At 70.8% G+C, this 22936-nt stretch carries 17 protein-coding genes and 2 tRNA genes; 14 read left to right on the top strand and 5 right to left on the bottom strand.

Annotated elements, in window-relative coordinates; genetic code table 11:
- Window positions 1-134: 134 nt before the first annotated feature.
- Window positions 135-2753, bottom strand: a complete 2619-nt coding sequence (gene pepN / locus ACH4N1_RS02915; protein WP_398094028.1) for an aminopeptidase N — start codon at window positions 2751-2753, stop codon at window positions 135-137.
- A gap of 140 nt (window positions 2754-2893) precedes the next feature.
- On the opposite strand from pepN, the gene ACH4N1_RS02910 reads away from it, so the two are divergent.
- Both ACH4N1_RS02910 and ACH4N1_RS02905 read left to right on the top strand, forming a co-directional pair.
- Complete coding sequence (locus ACH4N1_RS02910) at window positions 2894-3538, top strand: DsbA family protein (protein WP_398094026.1); 645 nt, start codon at window positions 2894-2896, stop codon at window positions 3536-3538.
- Window positions 3539-3838: 300 nt separating this feature from the next.
- Window positions 3839-4420 (top strand): biotin transporter BioY, encoded by a 582-nt coding sequence (locus ACH4N1_RS02905; protein WP_398094024.1) that lies wholly within the window; start codon window positions 3839-3841, stop codon window positions 4418-4420.
- Between the two features lie 457 nt (window positions 4421-4877).
- Here the strand turns inward: ACH4N1_RS02905 and ACH4N1_RS02900 are convergent, their stop codons facing one another.
- On the bottom strand, window positions 4878-6332 hold the full coding sequence (locus ACH4N1_RS02900) for an amino acid permease (RefSeq protein WP_398094023.1): 1455 nt from the start codon (window positions 6330-6332) through the stop codon (window positions 4878-4880).
- A gap of 226 nt (window positions 6333-6558) precedes the next feature.
- Here ACH4N1_RS02900 and ACH4N1_RS02895 point away from each other — a divergent pair, with 226 nt between their 5' ends.
- The 4 genes from ACH4N1_RS02895 to ACH4N1_RS02880 all read left to right on the top strand — a co-directional run bounded on the left by ACH4N1_RS02895 (window position 6559) and on the right by ACH4N1_RS02880 (window position 10286).
- The gene (locus ACH4N1_RS02895; protein WP_366057546.1) at window positions 6559-7044 is read left to right on the top strand and encodes a ribose-5-phosphate isomerase; all 486 of its coding nucleotides are present in this window, start codon (window positions 6559-6561) and stop codon (window positions 7042-7044) included.
- Window positions 7045-7296: 252 nt separating this feature from the next.
- The gene (locus tag ACH4N1_RS02890) at window positions 7297-8115 is read left to right on the top strand and encodes an Fpg/Nei family DNA glycosylase (RefSeq protein ID WP_398094020.1); all 819 of its coding nucleotides are present in this window, start codon (window positions 7297-7299) and stop codon (window positions 8113-8115) included.
- A 487-nt stretch (window positions 8116-8602) separates the two neighbouring features.
- Window positions 8603-9787: a PP2C family protein-serine/threonine phosphatase gene (locus tag ACH4N1_RS02885; RefSeq protein ID WP_398094019.1), complete on the top strand. Its 1185-nt coding sequence runs from the start codon at window positions 8603-8605 to the stop codon at window positions 9785-9787.
- 34 nt (window positions 9788-9821) lie between these two features.
- Window positions 9822-10286 (top strand): HD domain-containing protein, encoded by a 465-nt coding sequence (locus ACH4N1_RS02880; protein ID WP_398094017.1) that lies wholly within the window; start codon window positions 9822-9824, stop codon window positions 10284-10286.
- Window positions 10287-10347: 61 nt separating this feature from the next.
- Here ACH4N1_RS02880 and ACH4N1_RS02875 read toward each other — a convergent pair whose 3' ends face one another.
- Window positions 10348-11502 (bottom strand): acyltransferase family protein, encoded by a 1155-nt coding sequence (locus tag ACH4N1_RS02875; protein ID WP_398094016.1) that lies wholly within the window; start codon window positions 11500-11502, stop codon window positions 10348-10350.
- A gap of 420 nt (window positions 11503-11922) precedes the next feature.
- On the opposite strand from ACH4N1_RS02875, the gene ACH4N1_RS02870 reads away from it, so the two are divergent.
- On the top strand, window positions 11923-12117 hold the full coding sequence (locus ACH4N1_RS02870; RefSeq protein ID WP_363088264.1) for a hypothetical protein: 195 nt from the start codon (window positions 11923-11925) through the stop codon (window positions 12115-12117).
- A 173-nt stretch (window positions 12118-12290) separates the two neighbouring features.
- Here ACH4N1_RS02870 and ACH4N1_RS02865 read toward each other — a convergent pair.
- A tRNA-Gly gene (locus ACH4N1_RS02865) sits at window positions 12291-12361 on the bottom strand.
- Window positions 12362-12525: 164 nt separating this feature from the next.
- Between ACH4N1_RS02865 and ACH4N1_RS02860 the strand changes: the two genes are divergently transcribed.
- The 5 genes from ACH4N1_RS02860 to clpX all read left to right on the top strand — a co-directional run bounded on the left by ACH4N1_RS02860 (window position 12526) and on the right by clpX (window position 17425).
- Window positions 12526-12602: transfer RNA gene (locus tag ACH4N1_RS02860), tRNA-Pro, on the top strand.
- 208 nt (window positions 12603-12810) lie between these two features.
- Window positions 12811-14193 carry a trigger factor gene (tig, locus tag ACH4N1_RS02855; protein WP_398094014.1) on the top strand — a complete coding sequence of 461 codons (1383 nt, stop codon included), beginning with the start codon at window positions 12811-12813 and terminating at the stop codon, window positions 14191-14193.
- Window positions 14194-14546: 353 nt separating this feature from the next.
- Window positions 14547-15155, top strand: coding sequence for an ATP-dependent Clp protease proteolytic subunit (locus ACH4N1_RS02850; RefSeq protein WP_398094395.1), 609 nt, complete (start codon window positions 14547-14549; stop codon window positions 15153-15155).
- Between the two features lie 115 nt (window positions 15156-15270).
- Window positions 15271-15951 (top strand): ATP-dependent Clp protease proteolytic subunit, encoded by a 681-nt coding sequence (locus ACH4N1_RS02845; protein ID WP_366057539.1) that lies wholly within the window; start codon window positions 15271-15273, stop codon window positions 15949-15951.
- A 184-nt stretch (window positions 15952-16135) separates the two neighbouring features.
- On the top strand, window positions 16136-17425 hold the full coding sequence (gene clpX, locus ACH4N1_RS02840) for an ATP-dependent Clp protease ATP-binding subunit ClpX (RefSeq protein ID WP_398094012.1): 1290 nt from the start codon (window positions 16136-16138) through the stop codon (window positions 17423-17425).
- A gap of 89 nt (window positions 17426-17514) precedes the next feature.
- Here clpX and ACH4N1_RS02835 read toward each other — a convergent pair whose 3' ends face one another.
- Window positions 17515-18513: a hypothetical protein gene (locus ACH4N1_RS02835; RefSeq protein WP_398094010.1), complete on the bottom strand. Its 999-nt coding sequence runs from the start codon at window positions 18511-18513 to the stop codon at window positions 17515-17517.
- 136 nt (window positions 18514-18649) lie between these two features.
- Between ACH4N1_RS02835 and ACH4N1_RS02830 the strand changes: the two genes are divergently transcribed.
- Both ACH4N1_RS02830 and ACH4N1_RS02825 read left to right on the top strand, forming a co-directional pair.
- Window positions 18650-21301, top strand: coding sequence for a valine--tRNA ligase (locus ACH4N1_RS02830; RefSeq protein ID WP_398094009.1), 2652 nt, complete (start codon window positions 18650-18652; stop codon window positions 21299-21301).
- Window positions 21302-21405: 104 nt separating this feature from the next.
- On the top strand, window positions 21406-22929 hold the full coding sequence (locus ACH4N1_RS02825; protein ID WP_398094008.1) for a bifunctional folylpolyglutamate synthase/dihydrofolate synthase: 1524 nt from the start codon (window positions 21406-21408) through the stop codon (window positions 22927-22929).
- Window positions 22930-22936 lie beyond the last annotated feature (7 nt).

The following is a 22936-nucleotide window of genomic DNA, read 5'->3' as shown; positions in this document are numbered from 1 at the left end:
TGGGGGGGGTGGCGGGGCCGGGCGGGCCCCCGCCCCCGGGGGGGGGGGGGGTCCGCGCGGGGCGGCGGGGGCGGCCGGCGGGGGCCGGCCGCCGCTGCCGGTGGGGTCTGCCGCTGCCGGCCGGACCGGTGCGGTCAGAAGGCGCCGGATCCGCCCGCCGCGTCGCACGCCTGCCCGCGCAGCCCCCGCGCCAGGTCGTCGCGCGCCTCCAGCACCAGCCGGCGCAGGGCGGGCGGCGCCGACTCGTGCGCCGCGAGCCACGCGTCCGTCGCCGCCAGCGTCTCCGGGGAGTCCAGCAGGGCCGGGAACAGGCCCTTGACCACGTGCATCGCGATCTGGATGGAGCGCTGCTCCCAGATCCGCCCGATCACCGCGAAGTACTTCTCCGCGTACGGCGCGAGCAGTTCGCGCTGCGAGGGCTGCTGGAAGCCCGCGATGGTCGCCTCGACCAGCGCGTTGGACAGCGCGTCCGACTCGACGAGCTGCACCCAGGCCTGCGCCTTGACCTCCGCGGACGGCCGGGCGGCCAGGCAGCGCACCTGGTGCCGCTTGCCCGACGCGGTGTCGTCGCGGGCCAGCTCCGCCGCCAGCACGCCCTCGTCGGCACGGCCGTGCGCGGCCAGCGGCTCCAGGAAGGCCCAGCGCAGCTCCTGGTCCACCTCGAGACCGTCGACCTTCGCCGACCCCTCCAGCAGCTCCTGGAGCAGGTCGAGGTCGGCCGGCCCGGACGCCACCGACGCGAGGAACCGCGCCCACGCCAGCTGGTGCTCGCTGCCCGGCTCCGCCGACCGCAGCTCCGCCAGCGCGCCCTCGGCGAGCAGCCGCTCACCGGCCGGCCGCCAGTCGGGCGCCGCGTAGTGCGCCAGCGCCGAGTCCGCCCAGGCGTGCAGCATCTGGAGCACGCCGATGTCGGTCTCGCGTCCGGCGAACCGCAGCACCAGGTCCACGAAGTCCCGCGCGGGCAGCAGCGCGTCCCGCGTCATGTTCCACAGCGCCGACCAGCACAGTGCGCGGGCCAGCGGGTCGCTCAGATCGCCCAGGGACTCCCGCAGCGCCGCCAGCGAGGTCTCGTCGAACCGGATCTTGCAGTACGTCAGGTCCTCGTCGTTGACCAGGACCAGCTCCGGCGCCGGTGCGCCCGCCAGCTCCGACACGACCGTCCGCGGCCCCTCGACGTCGGCCTCCGCGCGCGCGTAGCGCACGAGACGCCCCTCGACCCGCCGGTACAGGCCGATCGCCACCCGGTGCGGCCGCAGCTCCGGGTGCGACTCCGCCGCCTCCTGGAGCACCGCCAGCTCGTCGACGCGGCCCTCGGCGTCCAGCAGCACCTGCGGGGTCAGCGAGTTCACCCCGGCCGTCTGCAGCCAGGACCGCGACCACCCGGCCATGTCCCGGCCGCTGGTCTCGCCGAGCACCGACAGCAGGTCGCCGAGGCGGGTGTTGCCGTAGGCGTGCCGCTTGAAGTAGCGGCGGGCGCCCTCCAGGAACGCGTCCTGCCCGACGTACGCCACCAGCTGCTTGAGCACCGAGGCGCCCTTGGCGTAGGTGATGCCGTCGAAGTTGAGCTTGGCGTCCTGGAGGTCGCGGATGTCCGCGGTGACGGGGTGGGTGGAGGGCAGCTGGTCGGCCCGGTACGCCCACGCCTTGCGGCGGTTGGCGAAGGTGATCCAGCCGTCGGTGAAGCGGGTCGCGCCGACCAGCGAGAAGGAGCCCATGAAGTCCGCGAACGACTCCTTCAGCCACAGGTCGTCCCACCACTCCATGGTGACCAGGTCGCCGAACCACATGTGCGCCATCTCGTGCAGGATGACGTTGGCCCGCGCCTCGTACGACGCCTGCGTCACCTTGCCGCGGAAGATGTACTCCTCCCGGAAGGTCACCAGCCCCGGGTTCTCCATCGCGCCCAGGTTGTACTCGGGCACGAACGCCTGGTCGTACTTCCCGAAGGGGTACGGGTAGTCGAAGTGGTCGTGGAAGAAGTCCAGGCCCTGCTTGGTGACGAGGAAGACGTCCTCGGCGTCGAAGTAGGGCGCGAGCCCCTTGCGGCACAGGGCGCCGAGCGGGATCTCCAGCGTGGTGCCGTCGCCCAGCTCGCGCGTGTAGGAGTCCGTCACGTAGTGGTACGGGCCCGCCACCACGCACGTGATGTACGTCGAGATCGGCTTGGTCTCCGCGAACCGCCACACGCCGTCGGTGCGCTCGCCGGCGCCGTTGCCCCACACCACCCACTCCTCGGGCGCCCGCACCTCGAAGCGGAACGGCGCCTTGAGGTCGGGCTGCTCGAAGTTCGCGAAGACGCGGCGCGCGTCGGCCGGTTCGTACTGCGTGTAGAGGTAGACCTCGCCGTCCTCGGGGTCGACGAAGCGGTGCAGGCCCTCGCCGGTGCGCGAGTAGGCGCACCGGGCGTCGACGACCAGTTCGTTCTCGGCGGCGAGGTCGTCCAGCCGGATCCGGGCGCCGTCGAAGACCTCGCCGGGGTCGAGGTCGCGGCCGTTGAGGGAGACGGCCGTCACGCTCGGCGCGATCAGGTCCGCGAAGCTGGACGCGCCGGGTTCGCTGCAGCGGAAGCGGATGGTGGTGACGGAGCGGAAGGTGCGCGGCGCACCGCTCCCGTCACCGGCCGTCCCGCCGCCCCCGTCACCGGCCGCGTCGCCGATCGCCGACCGCACGTCGAGGGACACGTCGTACCCGTCGACGGACAGCAGGGCGGCCCGCTCCCGGGCCTCGTCACGGGACAGGTTCTCACCGGGCACGGGCGGTACTCCCTCGATGCGTCTGCGCAATGGCTGTGGACAGCACCGATCCTGCCATGTGCCCCTGACGGCCGTCAGCGGGGAATGACCGGCGCGTGCCGTGGCGTTCACCAAGGAAAGGCTTCCCGCTGAGGAGAGACATGTCGCAGAAGACCCCCGTCGACTTCTGGTTCGACCCGCTGTGCCCCTGGGCCTGGATGACCTCCCGCTGGGTGCTGGAAGTGGAGAAGGTCCGTGACATAGAGGTGCGCTGGCACGTGATGAGCCTGGCCGTGCTCAACGAGGACAAGCTCGACGAGCTGCCCGAGGACTACCGGGAGCTGCTCACCACCAAGGCCTGGAAGCCGATCCGGGTGGTGACCGCCGCCTGGCAGAAGCACGGCGCCGAGGTGCTCGGCCCGCTCTACACCGCGCTCGGCACCCGCTTCCACAACAACGGCGAGGGCCCGACCCTGGAGGCCATCGCCGGTGCCCTGGAGGACGCCGGACTGCCCGCCGACCTCATCGAGTACGCCGACCAGGAGAACTTCGAGTTCGACGCCGAGCTGCGCGCCTCCCACAAGGAGGGCATCGACAAGGTCGGCCAGGACGTCGGCACCCCCGTCATCGCCGTGCCCGGCCCCGACGGCGAGCAGATCGCCTTCTTCGGCCCGGTCGTCACCCCGGCCCCGAAGGGCGAGGAGGCCGCGCGGCTGTGGGACGGCACCCTGGCGGTCGCCTCCGTGCCCGGCTTCTACGAGATCAAGAGGTCCCGCACCAAGGGCCCCGACTTCAGCAACCTGTAGAGCCGGCCGCTCCGAGCGGAGACCCCCGCGAGTCACGTCCTCGCGGGGGTCTCCCTCTTTCCGCCCGTGCGGCGGTCGCGTTTGGCGAGAACCTACAGAGACCCGCCACCCGCCCCGCGTTGCCGCCGCCACGGCACCTCAGTGACCAGGGTCACGCCGTACCGCGTGTAACCGGCCGCCTTTGTCCGGAGCCCACCAAGACGCCGCTCGCCCGTTTGTCGACGGCTGACGGTGATCGCGCCGAGTCCGCTGGGATAGCGTCACGGTGTCCCCGACCGCACCTATCTCCGCGGAGATTCCATGAGCACCGCCGCCGCCACCCCCGTCAGCCCCGGACGGGTCCTCGCCGACCTCATCCCGGCCTCCCGCGTCCGGGACGTCGCGCTCGTGCTCGGCGGCGCCGCGCTCACCGGCATCGCTGCCCAGATCGCGGTCCCCGTGCCCGGCTCCCCGGTGCCGGTGACCGGCCAGACGTTCGCCGCCCTGCTGGTCGGCACCACCCTCGGCGCCCGGCGCGGCTTCCTCTCCCTCGCCCTCTACGCCCTGGTCGGCGTCGCGGGCGTCCCGTGGTTCGCGGAGGGCGGGTCCGGCGCCGCCGCGGTCTCCTTCGGATACGTCCTCGGCATGATCCTCGCCTCGACGGTCGTCGGCGCCCTGGCCCGCCGCGGCGCCGACCGCTCGGTCCTGCGCATGGCGGGCGCGATGCTGGTGGGCGAGGCGATCGTCTACGCCGTCGGCGTGCCCTACCTCGCCTACGCCGCCGGCATCTCCGCCTCCGCCGCGATCGCGGCCGGCCTCACCCCCTTCCTGATCGGCGACGCCCTCAAGGCCGTCCTCGCGATGGGTCTGCTGCCCACCGCCTGGAAGCTCGTCAAGCGCTAGGTGTGCTGTCCGGCGGATCATGCCGGAGACGCGGGGTCCGGCACGCCCTCCCCCGGAGGGGGTGCCCCCAGCGGCGTTGTCGTCGGTCGCCGACGTCCCCCGGCCTTCGGCCGGGAGGTGCCCCCACCGCGTCGACGCCCCCCTCCGCCTCGCAGCCGAACGCACCGGACCCCACTCACCTCGGCTCCAAGGCGCCACAGGTTTCCTCCGACTTGATCCGCCGGACAGGCCCCAGCCGCGGAGCGGCCCAGCACGGGGAATCCGTCGGAAGAGGCCCGCCCGGTCGCACCGCGAGGTGTCCGGGCGGGCCTCTTGCGTGTCCGGGCGGTACGGCCTCCCCCCTGCCGGGATCGCAGGCCGGCGGCGGTGGGGGTACGGAAAAGGGGCCCGTGGGTACGGGCCCCTCCACCGATGCGGACCGCGGCCCGCGCCCCGAGGGGCGACCGGCCGGCCGGGACTACGCCTCGGCCCGCTCCTCGTCCCGTACCTCTTGCCGCGCCTTCAGCCGCTGCTTGAGGAAGGCGACGGCGACGACGATCGCGGCGACGAGCAGCGACAGCTGCACGGTCTCCCGGCCGTCGTGCTCGGTGTCGGTCAGCATGTAGCCGAGGACGAACACGATGAGCGCGGCCGTGGCCCAGGTCAGGTAGGGGTACAGCCACATCCGGACGACCAGCTTCTCCGGCGCCTCGGCCTGGATGATCTTCCGCATCCGCAGCTGCGAGAAGCAGATCACCAGCCACACGAACAGGGCGACCGCGCCGCTGGAGTTGACGAGGAAGAGGAAGACGGAGTCCGGGAACTTGTAGTTGAAGAAGACGGCGACGAACCCGAACACCACGGAGGCGATGATCGCGGCCATCGGCACGCCGCGCGAGGTGGTCCGCGCGAACGCCTTCGGCGCGTCCCCGCGCTCACCGAGCGAGAAGGCCATGCGGGAGGCCGTGTAGAGCCCGGAGTTCAGGCAGGACAGCACCGAGGTCAGCACGATGAAGTTCATGATCTGACCGGCGTGCGCGATGCCGAGCGAGTCGAGGGCGGCGACGTAGGAGCCCTTCTCCTTGATGGAGGGGTCGTTCCACGGCAGCAGGGTGACCACGACGAAGATCGACCCGAGGTAGAAGACGGCGATGCGCCAGATGATGCTGTTGGTGGACTTCGTGACCGCCCGCTGCGGGTTCTCCGACTCACCGGCGGCCAGCGTCGCGATCTCGCTGCCCATGAAGGAGAAGACGACGAGCAGGACGCCGGTGAGGATGGCGCCGGGCCCGTTGGGCAGGAAGCCGCCGTGGTCGACGAGGTTGCCGACGCCCGCCTTGTCGCTGTCGACACCGGGCAGCACGCCGAACACGGCGAGCCCGCCGACGACGATGAAGGCACCGATGGCGACGACCTTGATGCCGGCGAACCAGAACTCGAACTCGCCGTAGGAGCCGACGGAGACGAGGTTGGTGGCGGTCAGCACCATCATCACGATGAGCGCCCACCCCCACTGCGGGACGGCGGGGATCCACGACTCGAGGATCGCCGCACCGGCGGTGGCCTCGACGGCCAGCACGACGACCCAGAAGAACCAGTACAGCCAGCCGATGGAGAAACCCGCCCAGGGGCCGAGCGCGCGGTCGGCGTGCGCGGAGAAGGAACCCGAGGTCGGGTTGGCCGCGGACATCTCGCCCAGCATCCGCATCACCAGCACCACGAGCGTGCCGACGAGCGCGTAGGACAGGAGGATGCCGGGCCCGGCGGTGGCGATGCCGGAACTCGATCCGACGAACAGTCCGGCTCCGATGACCCCGCCGATGGCGATCATCGAGAGATGACGGTTCTTGAGGCCCGCCTGGAGACCGGAGCGGGGTTCTTCCGGGTCTCCAGGGCCGTTTCCGGTCTTCGTCAGGGTCGGCTGCGAAGTCATGGGACGGATTTCCTTTGCGCCGCGTGAGGGGAACTCCCGTACGAGCGGTGTACGGGCCGTACAGGGGCGTACGAGCCGGTCCAGTGAATCCGAGGTGAATGGATTCAGGAACCTTTGATTCCGGATTGTTACTTGAGGTTTTCCTGAGCTTCTATTGCGTTGCTCACACTTTTCCGGCATGCCACCCGGCGCTGCCACCCGGCGGCGCCCGTGTCACACTCGTGCCATGCGCGTGTATCTCGGCTCGGACCATGCCGGCTTCGAACTCAAGAACCACCTCGTCGAATGGCTGAAGGAGGCGGGTCACGACCCGGTCGACTGCGGCCCGCACATCTACGACGCCCAGGACGACTACCCGCCCTTCTGCCTGCGCGCGGCCGAGCGGACCGCCGCCGACCCCGACGCCCTCGGCATCGTCATCGGCGGCTCCGGGAACGGCGAGCAGATCGCCGCGAACAAGGTGAAGGGCGTCCGAGCCGCCCTCGCGTGGAGCGAGGAGACGGCCTCCCTCGGCCGCCAGCACAACAACGCCAATGTCGTCGCGGTGGGCGCCCGCATGCACACCCGGGACGAGGCGACGAAGTTCGTCGAGACCTTCCTGGCCACCCCCTTCTCGGGCGACGAGCGCCACATCCGCCGCATCGACATGCTGGCGGCGTACGAGACGACCTCGGAACTCCCCCCGATCCCGTCCCACCACCCGCAGGCCTGAGCACGCGACGGCCGGCTCCGGCGGGGTGACCCGTTGCCGGAGTCCGCGCCGGGACCCCTGCGGAGCCTGCGCCGGGACCCCTGCGGAGTCCGCGCCGGGACCCCTGCGGGGCCGGCCCGGAGCCCCGGACCGAGTCGGAGCCCCGGGCCGGGTCGGAGCCCCGGGTCGGGTCGGAGCCCCGGGTCGGGTCGGACCTCCCGTCGGACCGAGCCGGGCGGGTGGGCGACGAGGAACGACCGAGAGGACCCCACCGTGCCGGAAGGGCACACCATCCACCGCCTGGCCCAGGACTACGCCCGTTTCGCCGCGAGCGCGCCGCGGGTGACCAGCCCGCAGGGCAAGTTCTCCGACGCCGCCGCCCTGCTCACCGGCACGGAACTCACCCGCACCGAGGCCCACGGCAAGCACCTCTTCCTGGGCTTCGCCGGGGACAACTGGGTCCACATCCACCTGGGCCTCTTCGGCAAGGTCACCTTCGGCGACACGGCCCCGGACACCCCCGTGCCCCCGCCCACGGACACCGTCCGTCTCCGCCTCGTCGGCCCCGCCGGCCATGTGGACCTGCGCGGCCCGACGACCTGCGCCCTGATCACGGACGCGGAGAAGCGGGCGATACACGACCGCCTGGGCCCGGACCCCCTGCGTGCGGACGCCGACCCGGAGCGGGCGTACCGCCGTGTCTCCCGCAGCCGTACGACGATCGCCGCCCTCCTCATGGACCAGAAGGTCATCGCGGGCGTCGGCAACGTCTACCGCGCCGAGGTCCTCTTCCGCCACGGCATCGACCCCTACCGCGCCGGCGAGGACATCACCCCCGCCGAGTGGACGGCGATGTGGTCGGACCTGGTCGCCCTGATGCGCGAGGGCGTGCGCAACAACCGCATCGACACGGTCCGCCCGGAACACACCCCGGAGGCGATGGGCCGCCCGCCCCGCGTCGACGACCACGGCGGCGAGGTGTACGTCTACCGCCGCGCCCACCAGCCCTGCCACCTCTGCGGCGACATCGTCCGCACCGCCCCTCTCGCGGCCCGCAACCTCTTCTGGTGCCCCACCTGCCAGAAGCCCTGACCGGGCGCCCCGCACCCCACCGAGGCCCCGCCGCCGCCCCGCCCGCGTCTCCCGCACCAGCCCGGCCCGCGCCGACGCGCCGACGCGCCGACGCGCTGACGGAGACGCCGAGATGCGCCGCCCCAACTCCCGTACGGACGAGGAGAGATCCGCCGCACCCGGCGTACGGGAGCAGCCCCCGTGTCCCCGGTCGGCCGCCAACGCCCGTTGTTCCAGGGGCGGAAGGCGTCCTCCACCTCCAGCCCCCGTCGACCGGTGCCCGGTGGGTCCGGGCCGCCGGATGCCGGGGACGAGGTCCGCACGACCCGCCGCCCCAGCCGGCATGGATCCACGCCTACCAGCGCAATGCGGGACGAGACAGGGGATTTCTCCCTCCTGGCGACGCGAGCGCTTTCCGTGGCGTTCACTGTGAAGTCGAGCCTCGGACGGGGGACAAGTGGGACCTCCCGTGCCAAGCGCCGGGTCGGATGGATAGGGTCCCGAACTAATGGCAGCAGGACGACAGCGGCGCGCGGAAGCCGAGACGTTGACGGCCCGGTTGAAGCACCTGGTGCACCGGGTCCGCACCGGCCTGCGCAGAAGCGCCGTGGACTACTTCCGCGGCGACGGCTCGGACTGGATCGCGCTGGCCGGCCTGCTGCTCACCGTCCCGGTGATCGCGGCCACCACGCTCGCCGACCCGGTCTGGTGCTCACCGGCCGCCCTGGTCCTGCCGATCGTCGCCGGCGGCCTCGTGCTGCGCCCGGCGAGTCTGCTCGGCCTGTACGCGGCGGCGGCCACGGCGCTGATCGTGGAGTCGGTGCGACTCGGCCCGTACACCGAGGGCCCGTCCCGGGTCACGCCGGGCGTCGTGCTGGTCGTCGCCGCCTGCGGTTTCGTCGGCCTGCTCATCGCCCAGTTCCGCAGCCGGGTCGGCGTGCCCTGGCGGCGCGGCGGCACCATGCTCTTCGACCTGCGCGAACGCATCCGGGTGCAGAGCAAGCTGCCGACGCTGCCGCGGGGCTGGCACCGCGAGATGGCGCTGCGGCCGGCCGGCGGCCAGTCGTTCTCCGGCGACTTCGTCGTCGCGGCCCGCACCAACGGCGGCCGCACCATGGAGGTCGTCCTCACGGACGTCTCCGGCAAGGGCATGGACGCGGGCTCGCGGGCCCTGCTGCTGTCCGGCGCCTTCGGCGGTCTGCTCGGCTCCCTGCCCCCGCACGCCTTTCTCCCGGCCGCCAACGGCTACCTCCTCCGCCAGGACTGGGACGAGGGCTTCGCCACCTCCATCCACCTCGTCCTCGACCTCGACTCCGGCGACTACGAGCTGTACTCCGCGGGCCACCCGCCGGGCCTCCAGCTCAGCGCCGGCAGCGGCCGCTGGGAGGAGAAGGCCGCGGAGGGCCCGCTGCTCGGCGTGTACGAGGGCGCCCAGTTCGACCCGGTGAAGGGCTCGCTGCGCCCCGGCGACGTGCTGATGCTGTTCACCGACGGCCTGGTGGAGACCTCCGACCGCGACATCGTCGAGGGCATCGACCGCCTCACCGGCGAGGCCGACCGCTATGTCGCCGGCGGCTTCCAGGGGGCGGCCTGGCACCTGATCGAGGCCGTCGCCAAGGACGTCAACGACGACCGCGCCCTGCTCCTGGTCTGCCGCGAGGGCCCGACGGCCCAGGCGGCCTCGCTGCTGTAGACCCGGGCGGCCGGACTCCGGTAGAAGGGTCCTCATGCTCACCGTCCCCGAGGTCGAGGCCCTCGCCCGCGCCGCCCACGAGGGCCAGACCGACAAGGCGGGCCGCCCCTACGCCGAACACCTCCAGGCCGTCGCGGAGGGCGTACGGTCCCGGGGCGGCGACCCCGACCAGATCGCGGCGGCCTGGCTGCACGACGCCGTCGAGGACGACGCCCTCTCCGGGGCCTGGCTGCGCGAGGCGGCCCTGAGCGACCGCACGAAGGACATCGTGGCGGCCGTCACCAAGCGGGCGGGGGAGACCCCGGAGGAGTACGCGGAACGCGTCCTCGCCACCCCGGGCGCGCTGCTGGTGAAGGAGTCCGACCTGGCGCACAACGCCGACCCGGCCCGGCTGGCCGCCCTGGCCGAGCCGACCCGCACCCGCCTGACCGAGAAGTACGCCCGCATGCGCGCCCTCCTCGGCCTGGAGAAGGCCCAGGCCTTCCCCGGAACTCCCTGATCCGGCTTCCTCCGGCTGATCCGGCCGGAGGAAGACCCGGAGGCAGACCCGGAGGAGGACCCTAGGCGTCGACCTTCTCGCGCTCCCGCACCGCCTGCCGCTCCGGGACGCGGGCCTGCTCGGGAACGGTGGTGTCCCGCTTGAACGCCCAGTCCATCCTCGGCTCCATCACACCCCGGAACGCCCACCGGACGGGCTTGGTGCACAGCAGGGTGACGGCGGCGGCGACGGCCACGGTGACGGCGATCTCGCCGAGCGGCCGGTGCAGCGCGTCGAACTCGAACAGGCCGCGGTAGTCCGCGCCCTTGATCAGGAAGCCGTGCAGCAGATAGCCGTAGAGCGTGCCCGCGCCGAGCGTCGTGAACCACATCGTGCGCCCCGGCACCCAGGAGAAGAAGCAGGCGGTCAGCAGCAGCGAGCAGCCGAACAGCGCGAGTTGCATGAAGGGCCCCACCCACCACGGCACGCCCAGCTCCTGGGCGGAGGCACGGTGGTACAGCCACCCGGTGTCCATCCGCGGCACCGCCCACCAGGAGAAGACCAGCGCGAAGGCGGACACCGGCACGGCCGCGATCCGCACCGGCCAGTTGCGCACCATCCGGAAGTGCTCGGGCCGCAGGCACAGGCCCAGCACGAAGTAGGGCAGGAACTGCAGGACGCGCTGGAGGTCGAGGCTGCCGCCGATACCCGGTGCGGCGGATGCCAGGAGGGCGATGCCCAGGGCCACCGGTAGCGGATGGCGGATCGTCTTCCACACCGGCGTGGTCAGCCGCCAGATGAACAGCGCGCACAGGAACCACGTCAGGTAGTACGGGTCGAGGAGCGTGACGGCGGCCTGCGGGTCGTGGTCGACGACCCGCTTGAACAGCGGATAGGCGGTCTCGAAGACGACGTACGGCACGACGACACCGGTCACCAGGCGCTTCAGCCGGGCCGGACTGCCGTCGAAGCTCCGCGAGAAGTAGCCGGAGACGACGATGAACGCCGGCATGTGGAACGCGTACACGAACTGGTAGGTGGCTTGAAGTACCCGGCTGTCGCCCTTCAGCGGCTCCCAGGAGTGGCCGATGGCGACCAGCACGATCGCCAGGTACTTGGCGTTGTCGAAGAACGCGTCACGCTGCTTCGACCGTCTGTCCGGGGACGATCGGTACTGATCTTTCTCGTTCGCGGTTGAGCTGGGACTCGGCACGAGAGACGAAGCGGCGTGGAACATCTGAGGCACCCTAGCGTTGTCCGTGGCGGTCCGTAAAACCTTCCTCGTCATCGCGATCTCATTCCTCGGGATTTCCGGCCGGTGCCAACTGGTCGCCCGCTTCCACGCCTTGTATGTCACGATTCATGCCGACTAAAAGGTGCACAACGGGTGGTCGCTGAATGTCCTCGAAGATCGTGTGCCCACAATTCGAATTACCTGCGGGCCAGTTGTGAATTCGCGTGCGGACCGTGCCCGTGAATTGCTGTACGGCAAGGCCTGGCGGGCGGTGTGAAGTGATCGGGCGTGCACGGTTGTGACCGAGGATGCGTCAGCGGCCGCATAGGGAGGCCGTGTTGGTGGCACGATGTTCTCTGGCGGGGTGCGCGTGTCGCGTCCCCGGGCCGGGAGTGCGGACCGACCGAGGATGTGTGATCAGTTGTGGCCATTTCACTGTCAGTGGTGCTGCTGTTGGCGATCGTGTTGGTCGTCCTGATCAGAGGCGGGTCGATCAAGGCGGGCCCCGCCGTCGTCGCGATCCTCTTCGGCTTCTTCCTCGCCTCGACGGGCATGGCCCCGTCGATCAACCGCTTCCTCGACTCCCTCGCCGAAACGATCAACTCGATCAGCTTCTAGGGAGGACCGGCGGCCGGCCGGGAGAGGCCGGCGACCGCCGACAGGGATCAGCGGCTTCCGCGCCGTTCCCGTGCGAGGGGCACGCGGGGGACACGTCGGACCGAGCACGACCCCGGAAACGCGTCAGGGCCAGGCGGAGGAATGATCCTCTGACCTGGCCCTGAGCCGTACAGAGCGGGCGACGGGAATCGAACCCGCGTAGCTAGTTTGGAAGACTAGGGCTCTACCATTGAGCTACGCCCGCACACGTGGACCGCAGGTCGGTCGACCGCGGCGCCTCAGGCATCGTAGCGGGTCGGCGCCCCTCGTCGCACACCTCCTTCGCGCGCCGCGCCCGGGGCCCGCCGGACCCTCGTGAATGCGGCCGCCGTGCGGCCTGCGGGCATGTACCCTACGTGTCGCACCAGACGGGGTGTGGCGCAGCTTGGTAGCGCGTCCGCTTTGGGAGCGGAAGGCCGTGGGTTCAAATCCCGCCACCCCGACCATCTGCGTCATCCGTGCGCCATCCTGCGTGATCGTGCCGGCGCCGCACCGGGGGATCGTCTTTTGGGTGGCCGCAGCTGCTGCGGCTACTATGCAGACTGCGCGCCCGTGTGTCCCGGCCCACCGGCCTCGAAGTGTCCCGGGCGCTGAATCGCCGGACCTGTCAGGTTCCGGCGAAACCCGAGAAGTCAGCCACAAGGAGACCGAACCGTGAAGAGCGCCGTGGAGACCCTGAACCCGACTCGGGTTCGGCTCACTGTCGAGGTGCCCTTCGAGGAGCTCAAGGACAGCCTCGACGCGGCGTACAAGAAGATCAACCAGCAGGTCACGGTGAAGGGCTTCCGCAAGGGCAAGATCCCCGCCCGGATCATCGACCAGCGGTTCGGCCGCGGGGCGGTGCTGGAGGAGGCCGTCAACGACGCGCTTCCGAAGTTCTACACGGAGGCCGTCAACGGGGCCGAGCTGGACGTCCTCGGTCAGCCCGAGGTCGACATCACGGAGCTGAAGGACGGCGAGACGCTGAACTTCACCGCCGAGGTCGACATCCGTCCCGCCCTCGAGCTGCCGGAGGACTTCTCCTCCATCGAGGTCGAGGTCGACGCCGTCGAGGTCAGCGACGAGGACGTGGAGAAGTCCGTCGAGCAGCTCCGTGAGCGCTTCGCCTCGACCTCCCCGGTCGAGCGCGCCGCCGAGGACGGCGACGTCGTCACGGTCGACCTCGAGGCCAAGGTCGACGGCGAGGTCCTGGAGGACGGCGTCGCCGACGGCGTCTCCTACACGATCGGCTCGGGCGAGCTCCTCGAGGGCATCGACGACGCCGTCAAGGGCCTGGAGGCCGGTGGCGAGGCCACCTTCACCTCCGAGCTGAAGGGCGGCTCCGCGGCCGGCAAGGAGGCCGAGGTCACCGTCAAGGTCACCCAGGTCGCCGCCCGCGAACTGCCCGAGCTGGACGACGAGTTCGCGCAGCTCGCCTCCGAGTTCGACACGCTCGAGGAGCTGAGGGCGGACAGCCGCAAGCGCCTCGCGAACATGAAGCAGTACGACCAGGCCACCCAGGCCCAGGAGCGCGTCCTGGAGAAGCTCCTGGAGCTCGTCGAGGTGCCCGTCCCCGAGAAGCTGCTCGAGGACGAGATCAACACCCGCAAGCACAACCTGGAGCACCACCAGCTCGGCCAGATGGGTCTGACCCTCGACAAGTACCTGGAGCTCCAGGGCAAGACCGCCGAGGAGTTCGAGACCGAGACCCGCGAGGCCGCGGTCAAGGGCATCAAGACCCAGTTCGTCCTCGACGAGCTGGTCAAGCGCGAGAAGCTGAACGTGAACCAGGAGGAGCTGACCGAGCACCTCATGCGCCGCGCCGCCTCCTCCGGCATGTCCCCCGACCAGTTCGCGCAGGCGGTCGTCGAGGGCGGTCAGGTTCCGCTCCTCGTCGGCGAGGTCGCCCGCGGCAAGGCCCTGGCCGTGGTCGTCGAGTCCGCCACGGTGAAGGACACCAACGGCGAGATCGTCGACCTGGACGACGAGGAGGACGAGGCCGCCGAGGCCACCACGGAGGACGCCGCCGAGTCCGCCGAGGACAAGCCCGAGGCCTGAGCCTCGCACCCGCACCGCCTCCGACGCGTGCACGACGGGCCCCGGGACACCTCGTCCCGGGGCCCGTCCCTCTGCCCGAGGGGGCGCGAGGCCCTGCCGGGGTGCGGCTCCGCCGTACGGGCGACCGGCGGCGCGGCCCGCACCCGTCCACGATCCGCGCGACGCCGGGCCCCACCGCCGGCGGCCCGGCTACGCCCCGGGCGAACACTCACCTCTCCGGGATTCTCCGAAGGGACCCGCGCGTTAGGGTCCATGAATACGAGGGCAGGGGAGTCCCCGTTGCCCCCAGCAGTACACGTGAGACGGCCCGGACGCCGTCGACAAGACGAGCAGGTGGATACGTGACGAATCTGATGCCCTCCGCCGCCGGTGAGCCTTCCATCGGTGGTGGCCTCGGCGACCATGTCTACAACCGGCTGCTCGGCGAGCGGATCATCTTCCTCGGCCAGCCGGTCGACGACGACATCGCCAACAAGATCACCGCACAGCTGTTGCTCCTTGCCGCCGACCCGGACAAGGACATCTACATGTACATCAACAGTCCGGGCGGTTCGATCACGGCCGGCATGGCGATCTACGACACCATGCAGTACATCAAGAACGACGTGGTGACCATCGCGATGGGCCTCGCGGCCTCGATGGGCCAGTTCCTGCTCAGCGCCGGTACGCCCGGCAAGCGCTTCGCGCTGCCGAACGCCGAGATCCTGATCCACCAGCCCTCCGCCGGTCTGGCGGGCTCGGCCTCGGACATCAAGATCCACGCCGAGCGGCTGCTGCACACCAAGCGGCGCATGGCCGAGCTCACGTCCCAGCACACGGGCCAGACCATCGAGCAGATCACCCGGGACTCGGACCGTGACCGCTGGTTCGACGCCTTCGAGGCCAAGGAGTACGGCCTCATCGACGACGTCATCCCCACGGCCGCCGGCATGCCGGGCGGCGGCGGTACCGGGGCGGCCTAGTACGGGCTCGTCACGGCCCAGGGGGCTCCGCGCCGACACCGGCCGCCCCCGAGGCCGTCGGCGCCCCTCTCAGCCCCCTACGTCCACCGCCCCAGCCCTCTTTCCAGGAGACACCGTGAACGACTTCCCCGGCAGCGGCCTCTACGCCCGCACCGAGGCCGAATACACCGGCCCCCGCGCCGAGTCCCGCTACGTCATCCCGCGCTTCGTCGAGCGCACCTCCCAGGGCATCCGCGAGTACGACCCGTACGCGAAGCTGTTCGAGGAGCGCGTGATCTTCCTCGGCGTGCAGATCGACGACGCCTCCGCCAACGACGTCATGGCGCAGCTGCTGTGCCTGGAGTCGATGGACCCCGACCGGGACATCTCGATCTACATCAACAGCCCCGGCGGCTCCTTCACGGCGCTGACCGCGATCTACGACACGATGCAGTTCGTGAAGCCCGACGTCCAGACGGTCTGCATGGGCCAGGCGGCCTCCGCCGCCGCGATCCTGCTGGCCGCCGGCACGCCCGGCAAGCGCATGGCGCTGCCGAACGCCCGCGTGCTGATCCACCAGCCGTACAGCGAGACCGGCCGCGGTCAGGTCTCCGACCTGGAGATCGCCGCCAACGAGATCCTGCGGATGCGCGGACAGCTGGAGGAGATGCTGGCCAAGCACTCCACCACGCCGATCGAGAAGATCCGCGAGGACATCGAGCGCGACAAGATCCTCACGGCCGAGGACGCGCTGGCGTACGGCCTGATCGACCAGATCATCTCGACCCGCAAGATGAACAACGCCGACCTGCGCTGACGCGGGCGGAGGAGTATCGTCTGCCGCCCCTTGGCATGGTGTGACACGGTCCACGTGGAAGTGAACCGTGCCAAGGGGGGCCCGAACGTGGGGCCCGGCAAGGTACCGTCGACATAAGGCAGCACCAGGAGACGCTGGACTCGGAAGACGTCCAGTCGTTTCCCAGGCGAAGGGGAAGCACACCGTGGCACGCATCGGTGACGGCGGCGATCTGCTCAAGTGCTCGTTCTGCGGCAAGAGCCAGAAGCAGGTCAAGAAGCTCATCGCAGGGCCCGGTGTGTACATCTGCGACGAGTGCATCGATCTCTGCAACGAGATCATCGAGGAAGAGCTCGCGGAGACGAGCGAGGTCCGCTGGGAGGAACTCCCGAAGCCGCGCGAGATCTACGAGTTCCTCGAGGGCTACGTGGTGGGCCAGGAGCCGGCCAAGAAGGCCCTGTCGGTCGCGGTGTACAATCACTACAAGCGCGTCCAGGCCGGTGAGCACGGCGGCGGCCAAGGCCGTGAGGACGCCATCGAGTTGGCGAAGTCCAACATCCTGCTGCTGGGCCCCACGGGCTCGGGCAAGACCCTCCTCGCGCAGACCCTGGCGCGCATGCTGAACGTACCGTTCGCGATCGCCGACGCCACCGCGCTCACCGAGGCCGGGTACGTGGGCGAGGACGTCGAGAACATCCTGCTCAAGCTGATCCAGGCCGCGGACTACGACGTCAAGAAGGCCGAGACCGGGATCATCTACATCGACGAGATCGACAAGGTCGCGCGCAAGAGCGAGAACCCCTCGATCACCCGCGACGTCTCGGGCGAGGGCGTCCAGCAGGCCCTGCTGAAGATCCTCGAGGGCACCACGGCCTCGGTCCCGCCGCAGGGCGGACGCAAGCACCCGCACCAGGAGTTCATCCAGATCGACACGACGAACGTGCTGTTCATCGTGGGCGGTGCCTTCTCGGGCCTGGAGAAGATCATCGAGTCCCGGGCCGGCGCCAAGGGCATCGGCTTCGGCGCGACGATCCGCTCGAAGCGGGAGATCGAGGCCAAGGACCAGTTCGAGGACGTCATGCCCGAGGACCTGGTCAAGTTCGGCATGATCCCCGAGTTCATCGGCCGCCTCCCCGTGATCACCTCGGTCCACAACCTGGACCGCGAGGCCCTGCTCCAGATCCTCGTCGAGCCGCGCAACGCGCTGGTGAAGCAGTACCAGCGCCTCTTCGAACTCGACGGCGTGGAACTGGACTTCGAGCGTGAGGCCCTGGAGGCCATCGCCGACCAGGCCATCCTGCGCCAGACCGGCGCGCGCGGCCTGCGCGCCATCATGGAGGAAGTCCTCCAAGCGGTGATGTACGAGGTCCCGTCCCGCAAGGACGTGGCCCGCGTGGTCATCACGGCGGACGTCGTGCTCTCCAACGTCAACCCGACCCTGATCCCGCGGGACGTCCGAGGCGGCCGGGGGCCGGGCGAGCAGAAGACGGCGTAGACGGCGTAGCGAGGGACGGACGAGACGTACGAAGGGCCCCGGTCGGGTGACCGGGGCCCTTCCGTCGTGTCCGTCGTGCGGCGGGCGCGTCAGGCCTTGACGCGGATCTGCTCCCGCAGCTTCGTGGTGAGGTCGACCGTGGTGGCCTTGTTCACGCCCGTGCCGGTGTTGTCGCCCGGCGAGACCATGGCGACCGTGCTGTAGTCGGCCCAGGCGCAGAACCAGTCGGTCGACTCCTTCTTGGTGAGCGCGTTGGTGCTCTTCGTCGACTGGCACTTGGCGACCGCGCCGTCGATCTCGACCTCCTCCGGCTCGCCGACCAGTTCCGCGTTCTGCATCGTCCCGGTGTCGCTGGTGGAACTGTCCTTGACCTGCTTCTGGATGGAGGCGAAGAACTTGTCCAGGGTCGCCTGCGGGTCGGCGATCTCCCCGTAACCGCCCACCATCGTCATGCCCTTGGCGGTCAGCAGCTCGGACTGGCTGGGCAGCGTGGAGGGGTCCTCGGGGTCGTAGTTGCTCAGGTCCGCGGTCGACCACTGACCGAGGACCGCCGTGCCGCCCTTGACGCCGCTCTTCTCCATGTCCTTCGCGTTGTCGGAGTCGCTGACCTGGTTGCCCTTGCCGACCCGCTTGTACTCGTCGAGCACCGTCTCCGGCGTCGTCAGCTTGTGCGCGCCGTCGTCCTCCAGGCCGCCCGAGCCCGAGTTGCCGCCCAGGACGAGGGCCGCGCCCACGCCGACGACGGCGACCGCCGCGACCGCGCCGATGATGAGGCCGAGCTTCTTCTTGCCGCCGCCCGGGGCCGGCGGCTGGGGGACGCCGTAGGGGGCCTGGCCGTACGGGGCCTGGCCGTACGGGGGCTGCTGGCCGTAGGGCGGGGTGGGCGGCTGCTGGCCGTACGGGCCGGGCTGCTGGGGCTGCTGGCCGTACGGCGGCGTCTGGGGCGGGGTGGCCTGCGGGGGCTGCTGGGGGTACCCGTAGCCGGGCTGGGGAGCCTGCGGCTGCTGGCCGTACGGGCCCGGCTGGCCGTACGGGCCGGGCTGCTGAGGCTGCTGCCCGCCGTACGGGCCCGGCTGGTTGTAGCTCATGACGGGGTTCCCCTCCAGACGCTTATGCGATTTTCACATCCTGACTCAATCCCGGTGCGGTCACGGCGGCGGGGGCCCCACCGTTACAGAACAAAGGCGTTTCGGGACGGCGCGGTGACACCCCTAAACTGGCCCCGTGACCGACAACGCTCAGCAGCAGCCCCCAGCGCCCACGACCGAACTGCCGACCCAGTACGCGCCGGCCGACGTAGAGGCGCCGCTGTACGAGCGCTGGGTCGAGCGGGGCTACTTCGAGGCCGACGCCAAGAGCGACAAGCCGCCGTTCACCGTCGTCATCCCGCCGCCGAACGTCACGGGCAGCCTGCACCTCGGCCACGCCTTCGAGCACACCCTCATCGACGCCCTGACCCGCCGCAAGCGCATGCAGGGCTTCGAGACGCTGTGGCAGCCCGGCATGGACCACGCCGGCATCGCGACCCAGAACGTCGTCGAGCGCGAGCTGGGCAAGGAGGGCAAGTCGCGGCACGACCTGGGCCGCGAGGCCTTCGTCGAGCGCGTCTGGCAGTGGAAGGGCGAGTCCGGCGGGCAGATCAGCGGCCAGATGCGGCGCCTCGGTGACGGTGTCGCGTGGTCGCGTGAGCGGTTCACCATGGACGAGGGCCTCTCCCAGGCAGTCCAGACCATCTTCAAGCGGCTCTTCGACGACGAGCTGATCTACCGCGCCGAGCGCATCATCAACTGGTGCCCGCGCTGCCTCACCGCCATCTCGGACATCGAGGTCGAGTACCAGGACGACGACGGCGAGCTCGTCTCCATGACGTACGGCGAGGGCGACGACACCATCGTCGTCGCGACCACCCGCGCCGAGACGATGCTCGGTGACACGGCCGTCGCCGTCCACCCCGACGACGAGCGCTACAAGCACCTGGTCGGCAAGGAGATCCGTCTCCCGCTGACCGACCGCTCCATCCCCGTCGTCGCCGACGAGCACGTCGACCCCGAGTTCGGCACCGGCGCCGTCAAGGTCACCCCGGCCCACGACCCGAACGACTTCGAGATCGGCCGACGCCACGGCCTGCCGTCCCTCACGATCATGGACGAGCACGCCGTCATCACGGCCCACGGCCCCTTCCAGGGCCTGGACCGCCTGGAGGCCCGCTCCGCCATCGTCGCCGCGCTGCGCGCCGAGGGCCGGATCGTCGCCGAGAAGCGCCCGTACGTCCACAGCGTCGGCCACTGCTCACGCTGCAAGACCACCGTCGAGCCCCGCCTGTCGATGCAGTGGTGGGTCAAGGTCGGACCGCTGGCGAAGGCCGCCGGCGACGCCGTCCGCGACGGCCGCGTCAAGATCCACCCGCAGGAGATGGAGAAGCGGTACTTCGACTGGGTCGACAACCTCCACGACTGGTGCATCTCGCGGCAGTTGTGGTGGGGCCACCGCATCCCCGTCTGGTACGGCCCGAACGGCGAGGTCGTCTGCGTCGGCCCCGACGACGAGGCCCCCACCGGCGAGGGCTGGCACCAGGACACCGACGTCCTCGACACCTGGTTCTCCTCCGGCCTGTGGCCGTTCTCCACCCTCGGCTGGCCCGAACAGACCGAGTCGCTCGCGAAGTTCTACCCGAACTCCGTCCTGGTCACCGGCTACGACATCCTCTTCTTCTGGGTCGCCCGGATGATGATGTTCGGCCTGTACGCGATGGACGGCACCCCGCCGTTCCACACCATCGCCCTGCACGGCATGGTCCGCGACCAGTTCGGCAAGAAGATGTCCAAGTCCTTCGGCAACGCGGTCAACCCGCTGGACTGGATGGACAAGTACGGCTCCGACGCGCTGCGCTTCACCCTCGCCCGCGGCGCCAACCCGGGCGTCGACGTGCCCATCGGCGAGGACTGGGTCCAGGGCTCCCGCAACTTCGCCAACAAGATCTGGAACGCCACCCGCTTCGCGCTGATGAACGGCGCGACGGTCGAGGGCCCGCTGCCGGACGCCTCCAGGATGTCGGCGGCCGACCGCTGGATCCTGTCCCGCCTCAACTCGGTGGTCGCCGAAGTCGACGCGTTCTACGACGACTTCCAGTTCGCCAAGCTCTCCGACGCCCTCTTCCACTTCGCGTGGGACGAGGTCTTCGACTGGTACGTCGAGCTGTCCAAGACGACGTTCCAGGCGGGCAGCGAACCGGCCGAGGTCAGCAAGCGCGTCCTCGGCGAGGTCCTCGACGTCACCCTGAAGCTGCTGCACCCGGTCGTCCCGTTCGTCACGGAGACCCTCTGGACGACGCTGACCGGCGGCGAGTCCGTCGTCATCGCCGACTGGCCGAAGGCCGTGTCCGTTCCCGGCGCCGACACGCCGGGCGGCTTCCGGGACGCCGACGCCGAGCGTGAGATCGAGACGCTCCAGTCGGTCATCACCGAGGTCCGCCGCTTCCGCGCCGACCAGGGCCTCCAGCCCGGCCAGCGGGTCCCGGCCCGCCTGGAGCTGGGCGGCACCGCGCTCGCCCCGCACGAGGCGGCCATCCGCCAGCTGCTGCGGCTCCAGCCGGAGGGCGAGGACTTCTCGGCGACGGCGACCCTGCCGGTCTCGGGTGCCACGGTCGCCCTCGACCTGTCCGGCACGATCGACGTGGCCGCCGAGCGCAAGCGGCTGGCGAAGGACCTGGCCGCCGCCGAGAAGGAGAAGGCCCAGGCCCAGGGCAAGCTCGGCAACGAGGCGTTCCTCGCCAAGGCGCCCGACAAGGTCGTCGACGGCATCCGCGCCCGGCTGGCGAAGGCGGACGAGGACATCGCCCGCATCCAGGCCCAGCTGGACCGGCTTCCGCAGGCGTAGGCACGCCCGCACCCCGTGTCCCGAATGTCGGCGAAGGCCCCCGGAACGTACAGCTCCGGGGGCCTTCGCCTACGTCTGTCGGCGGCCGTCCGTAGACTGGCCCCGTGAGCGAGCTCCCCCCCAACGGCAACGACGACGACCAGCCCGATGCCCTCGACTCCTTCGAGGAGATCATCGCGGCCGAGACCGACCGCGACCCGGACCTGGCGGTGATCGAGGCCGGCAGCCGCACCCTGCGCACCCTGGGCGGTCCGCCCGAGCCCGACGTGCCCGCCCGGCCCGCGGACCCCGAGGTCGACAAGGCCCTGCGCGAGGTCGAGGCGGAGCTCGCCACCCGCTGGGGCGAGACCAAGCTGGAGCCGTCCGTCGCCAGGATCGCCGCCCTGATGGACGTCCTGGGCGAACCGCAGCGGGCGTACCCCGCCATCCACATCACGGGGACGAACGGCAAGACCTCCACCGCCCGCATGATCGAGGCGCTCCTCGGCGCCTTCGACCTGCGCACCGGGCGGTACACCTCCCCGCACGTGCAGTCGATCACCGAGCGCGTCAGCCTCGACGGCGCCCCCGTCTCCGCCGAGCGGTTCATCGAGACCTACCACGACATCAAGCCGTACGTGGAGATGGTCGACGCGGCCCAGGAGTACCGGCTGTCCTTCTTCGAGGTCCTCACCGGCATGGCGTACGCCGCCTTCGCCGACGCCCCCGTGGACGTGGCCGTCGTGGAAGTGGGCATGGGCGGTTCCTGGGACGCCACCAACGTGATCGACGGGGACGTCGCCGTCGTCACCCCCATCGACCTCGACCACACCGACCGGCTCGGCGGGACGCCCGCCGAGATCGCCGCGGAGAAGGGCGGGATCATCAAGCAGGGCGCGACCGTGATCCTCGCCCAGCAGCCCGTCGACGCCGCCCAGGTCCTGCTGAAGAAGGCCGTCGAGGTGGACGCCACGGTGGCCCGCGAGGGCCTGGAGTTCGGGGTCGTCGCCCGGCAGGTCGCCGTCGGCGGACAGCTGCTCACCCTGCGCGGCGTCGGCGGCGAGTACCCCGACGTGTACCTCCCGCTGCACGGCCCCTACCAGGCGCACAACGCGGCCGTGGCCCTCGCCGCCGTCGAGGCGTTCTTCGGCGTGGGCGCCCAGCGGCCCGAGCCCCTGGAGATCGACACCGTCCGCAAGGCCTTCGCGGCCGTGTCGGCGCCGGGCCGCCTGGAGGTCGTCCGGCGCTCCCCGACCGTCGTGCTCGACGCCGCCCACAACCCGGCCGGCGCCCGCGCCACCGCCGAGGCGGTCGGCGAGGCCTTCGACTTCAGCCGGCTGATCGGCGTGGTCGGGGCCAGCGGCGACAAGAACGTGCGAGGGCTGCTCGAGGCCTTCGAGCCGATCTTCGCCGAGGTCGTCGTCACCCGGAACACCAGCCACCGTGCCATGGACGTGGACGAGCTGGCCGCGATCGCCGTCGAGGTGTTCGGCGAGGAGCGCGTCCAGGTCGAGCCGCGGCTGCCCGACGCCCTGGAGGCGGCGATCACGCTCGCCGAGGAGGAGGGCGAGTTCGCCGGCGGCGGCGTCCTGGTCACCGGTTCCGTCATCACCGTCGGGGAAGCCCGGCTGCTCCTGGGGAAGGGCTGAGGTCCCA

This window comes from Streptomyces sp. NPDC017202, from assembly GCF_044331705.1.
Lineage (GTDB): Bacteria > Actinomycetota > Actinomycetes > Streptomycetales > Streptomycetaceae > Streptomyces.
This window is presented reverse-complemented; position numbering and strand designations above follow the sequence as displayed.

Coding starts and splice junctions, on each gene's coding strand:
- ACH4N1_RS02910 (WP_398094026.1), top strand. CDS start 2,894: ATGTCGCAGAAGACCCCCGTCGACTTCTGGTTCGACCCGCTGTGCCCC.
- ACH4N1_RS02875 (WP_398094016.1), bottom strand. CDS start 11,502: ATGTTCCACGCCGCTTCGTCTCTCGTGCCGAGTCCCAGCTCAACCGCG.
- ACH4N1_RS02835 (WP_398094010.1), bottom strand. CDS start 18,513: ATGAGCTACAACCAGCCGGGCCCGTACGGCGGGCAGCAGCCTCAGCAG.
- ACH4N1_RS02900 (WP_398094023.1), bottom strand. CDS start 6,332: ATGACTTCGCAGCCGACCCTGACGAAGACCGGAAACGGCCCTGGAGAC.
- ACH4N1_RS02885 (WP_398094019.1), top strand. CDS start 8,603: ATGGCAGCAGGACGACAGCGGCGCGCGGAAGCCGAGACGTTGACGGCC.
- ACH4N1_RS02905 (WP_398094024.1), top strand. CDS start 3,839: ATGAGCACCGCCGCCGCCACCCCCGTCAGCCCCGGACGGGTCCTCGCC.
- ACH4N1_RS02850 (WP_398094395.1), top strand. CDS start 14,547: ATGCCCTCCGCCGCCGGTGAGCCTTCCATCGGTGGTGGCCTCGGCGAC.
- ACH4N1_RS02895 (WP_366057546.1), top strand. CDS start 6,559: ATGCGCGTGTATCTCGGCTCGGACCATGCCGGCTTCGAACTCAAGAAC.
- ACH4N1_RS02880 (WP_398094017.1), top strand. CDS start 9,822: ATGCTCACCGTCCCCGAGGTCGAGGCCCTCGCCCGCGCCGCCCACGAG.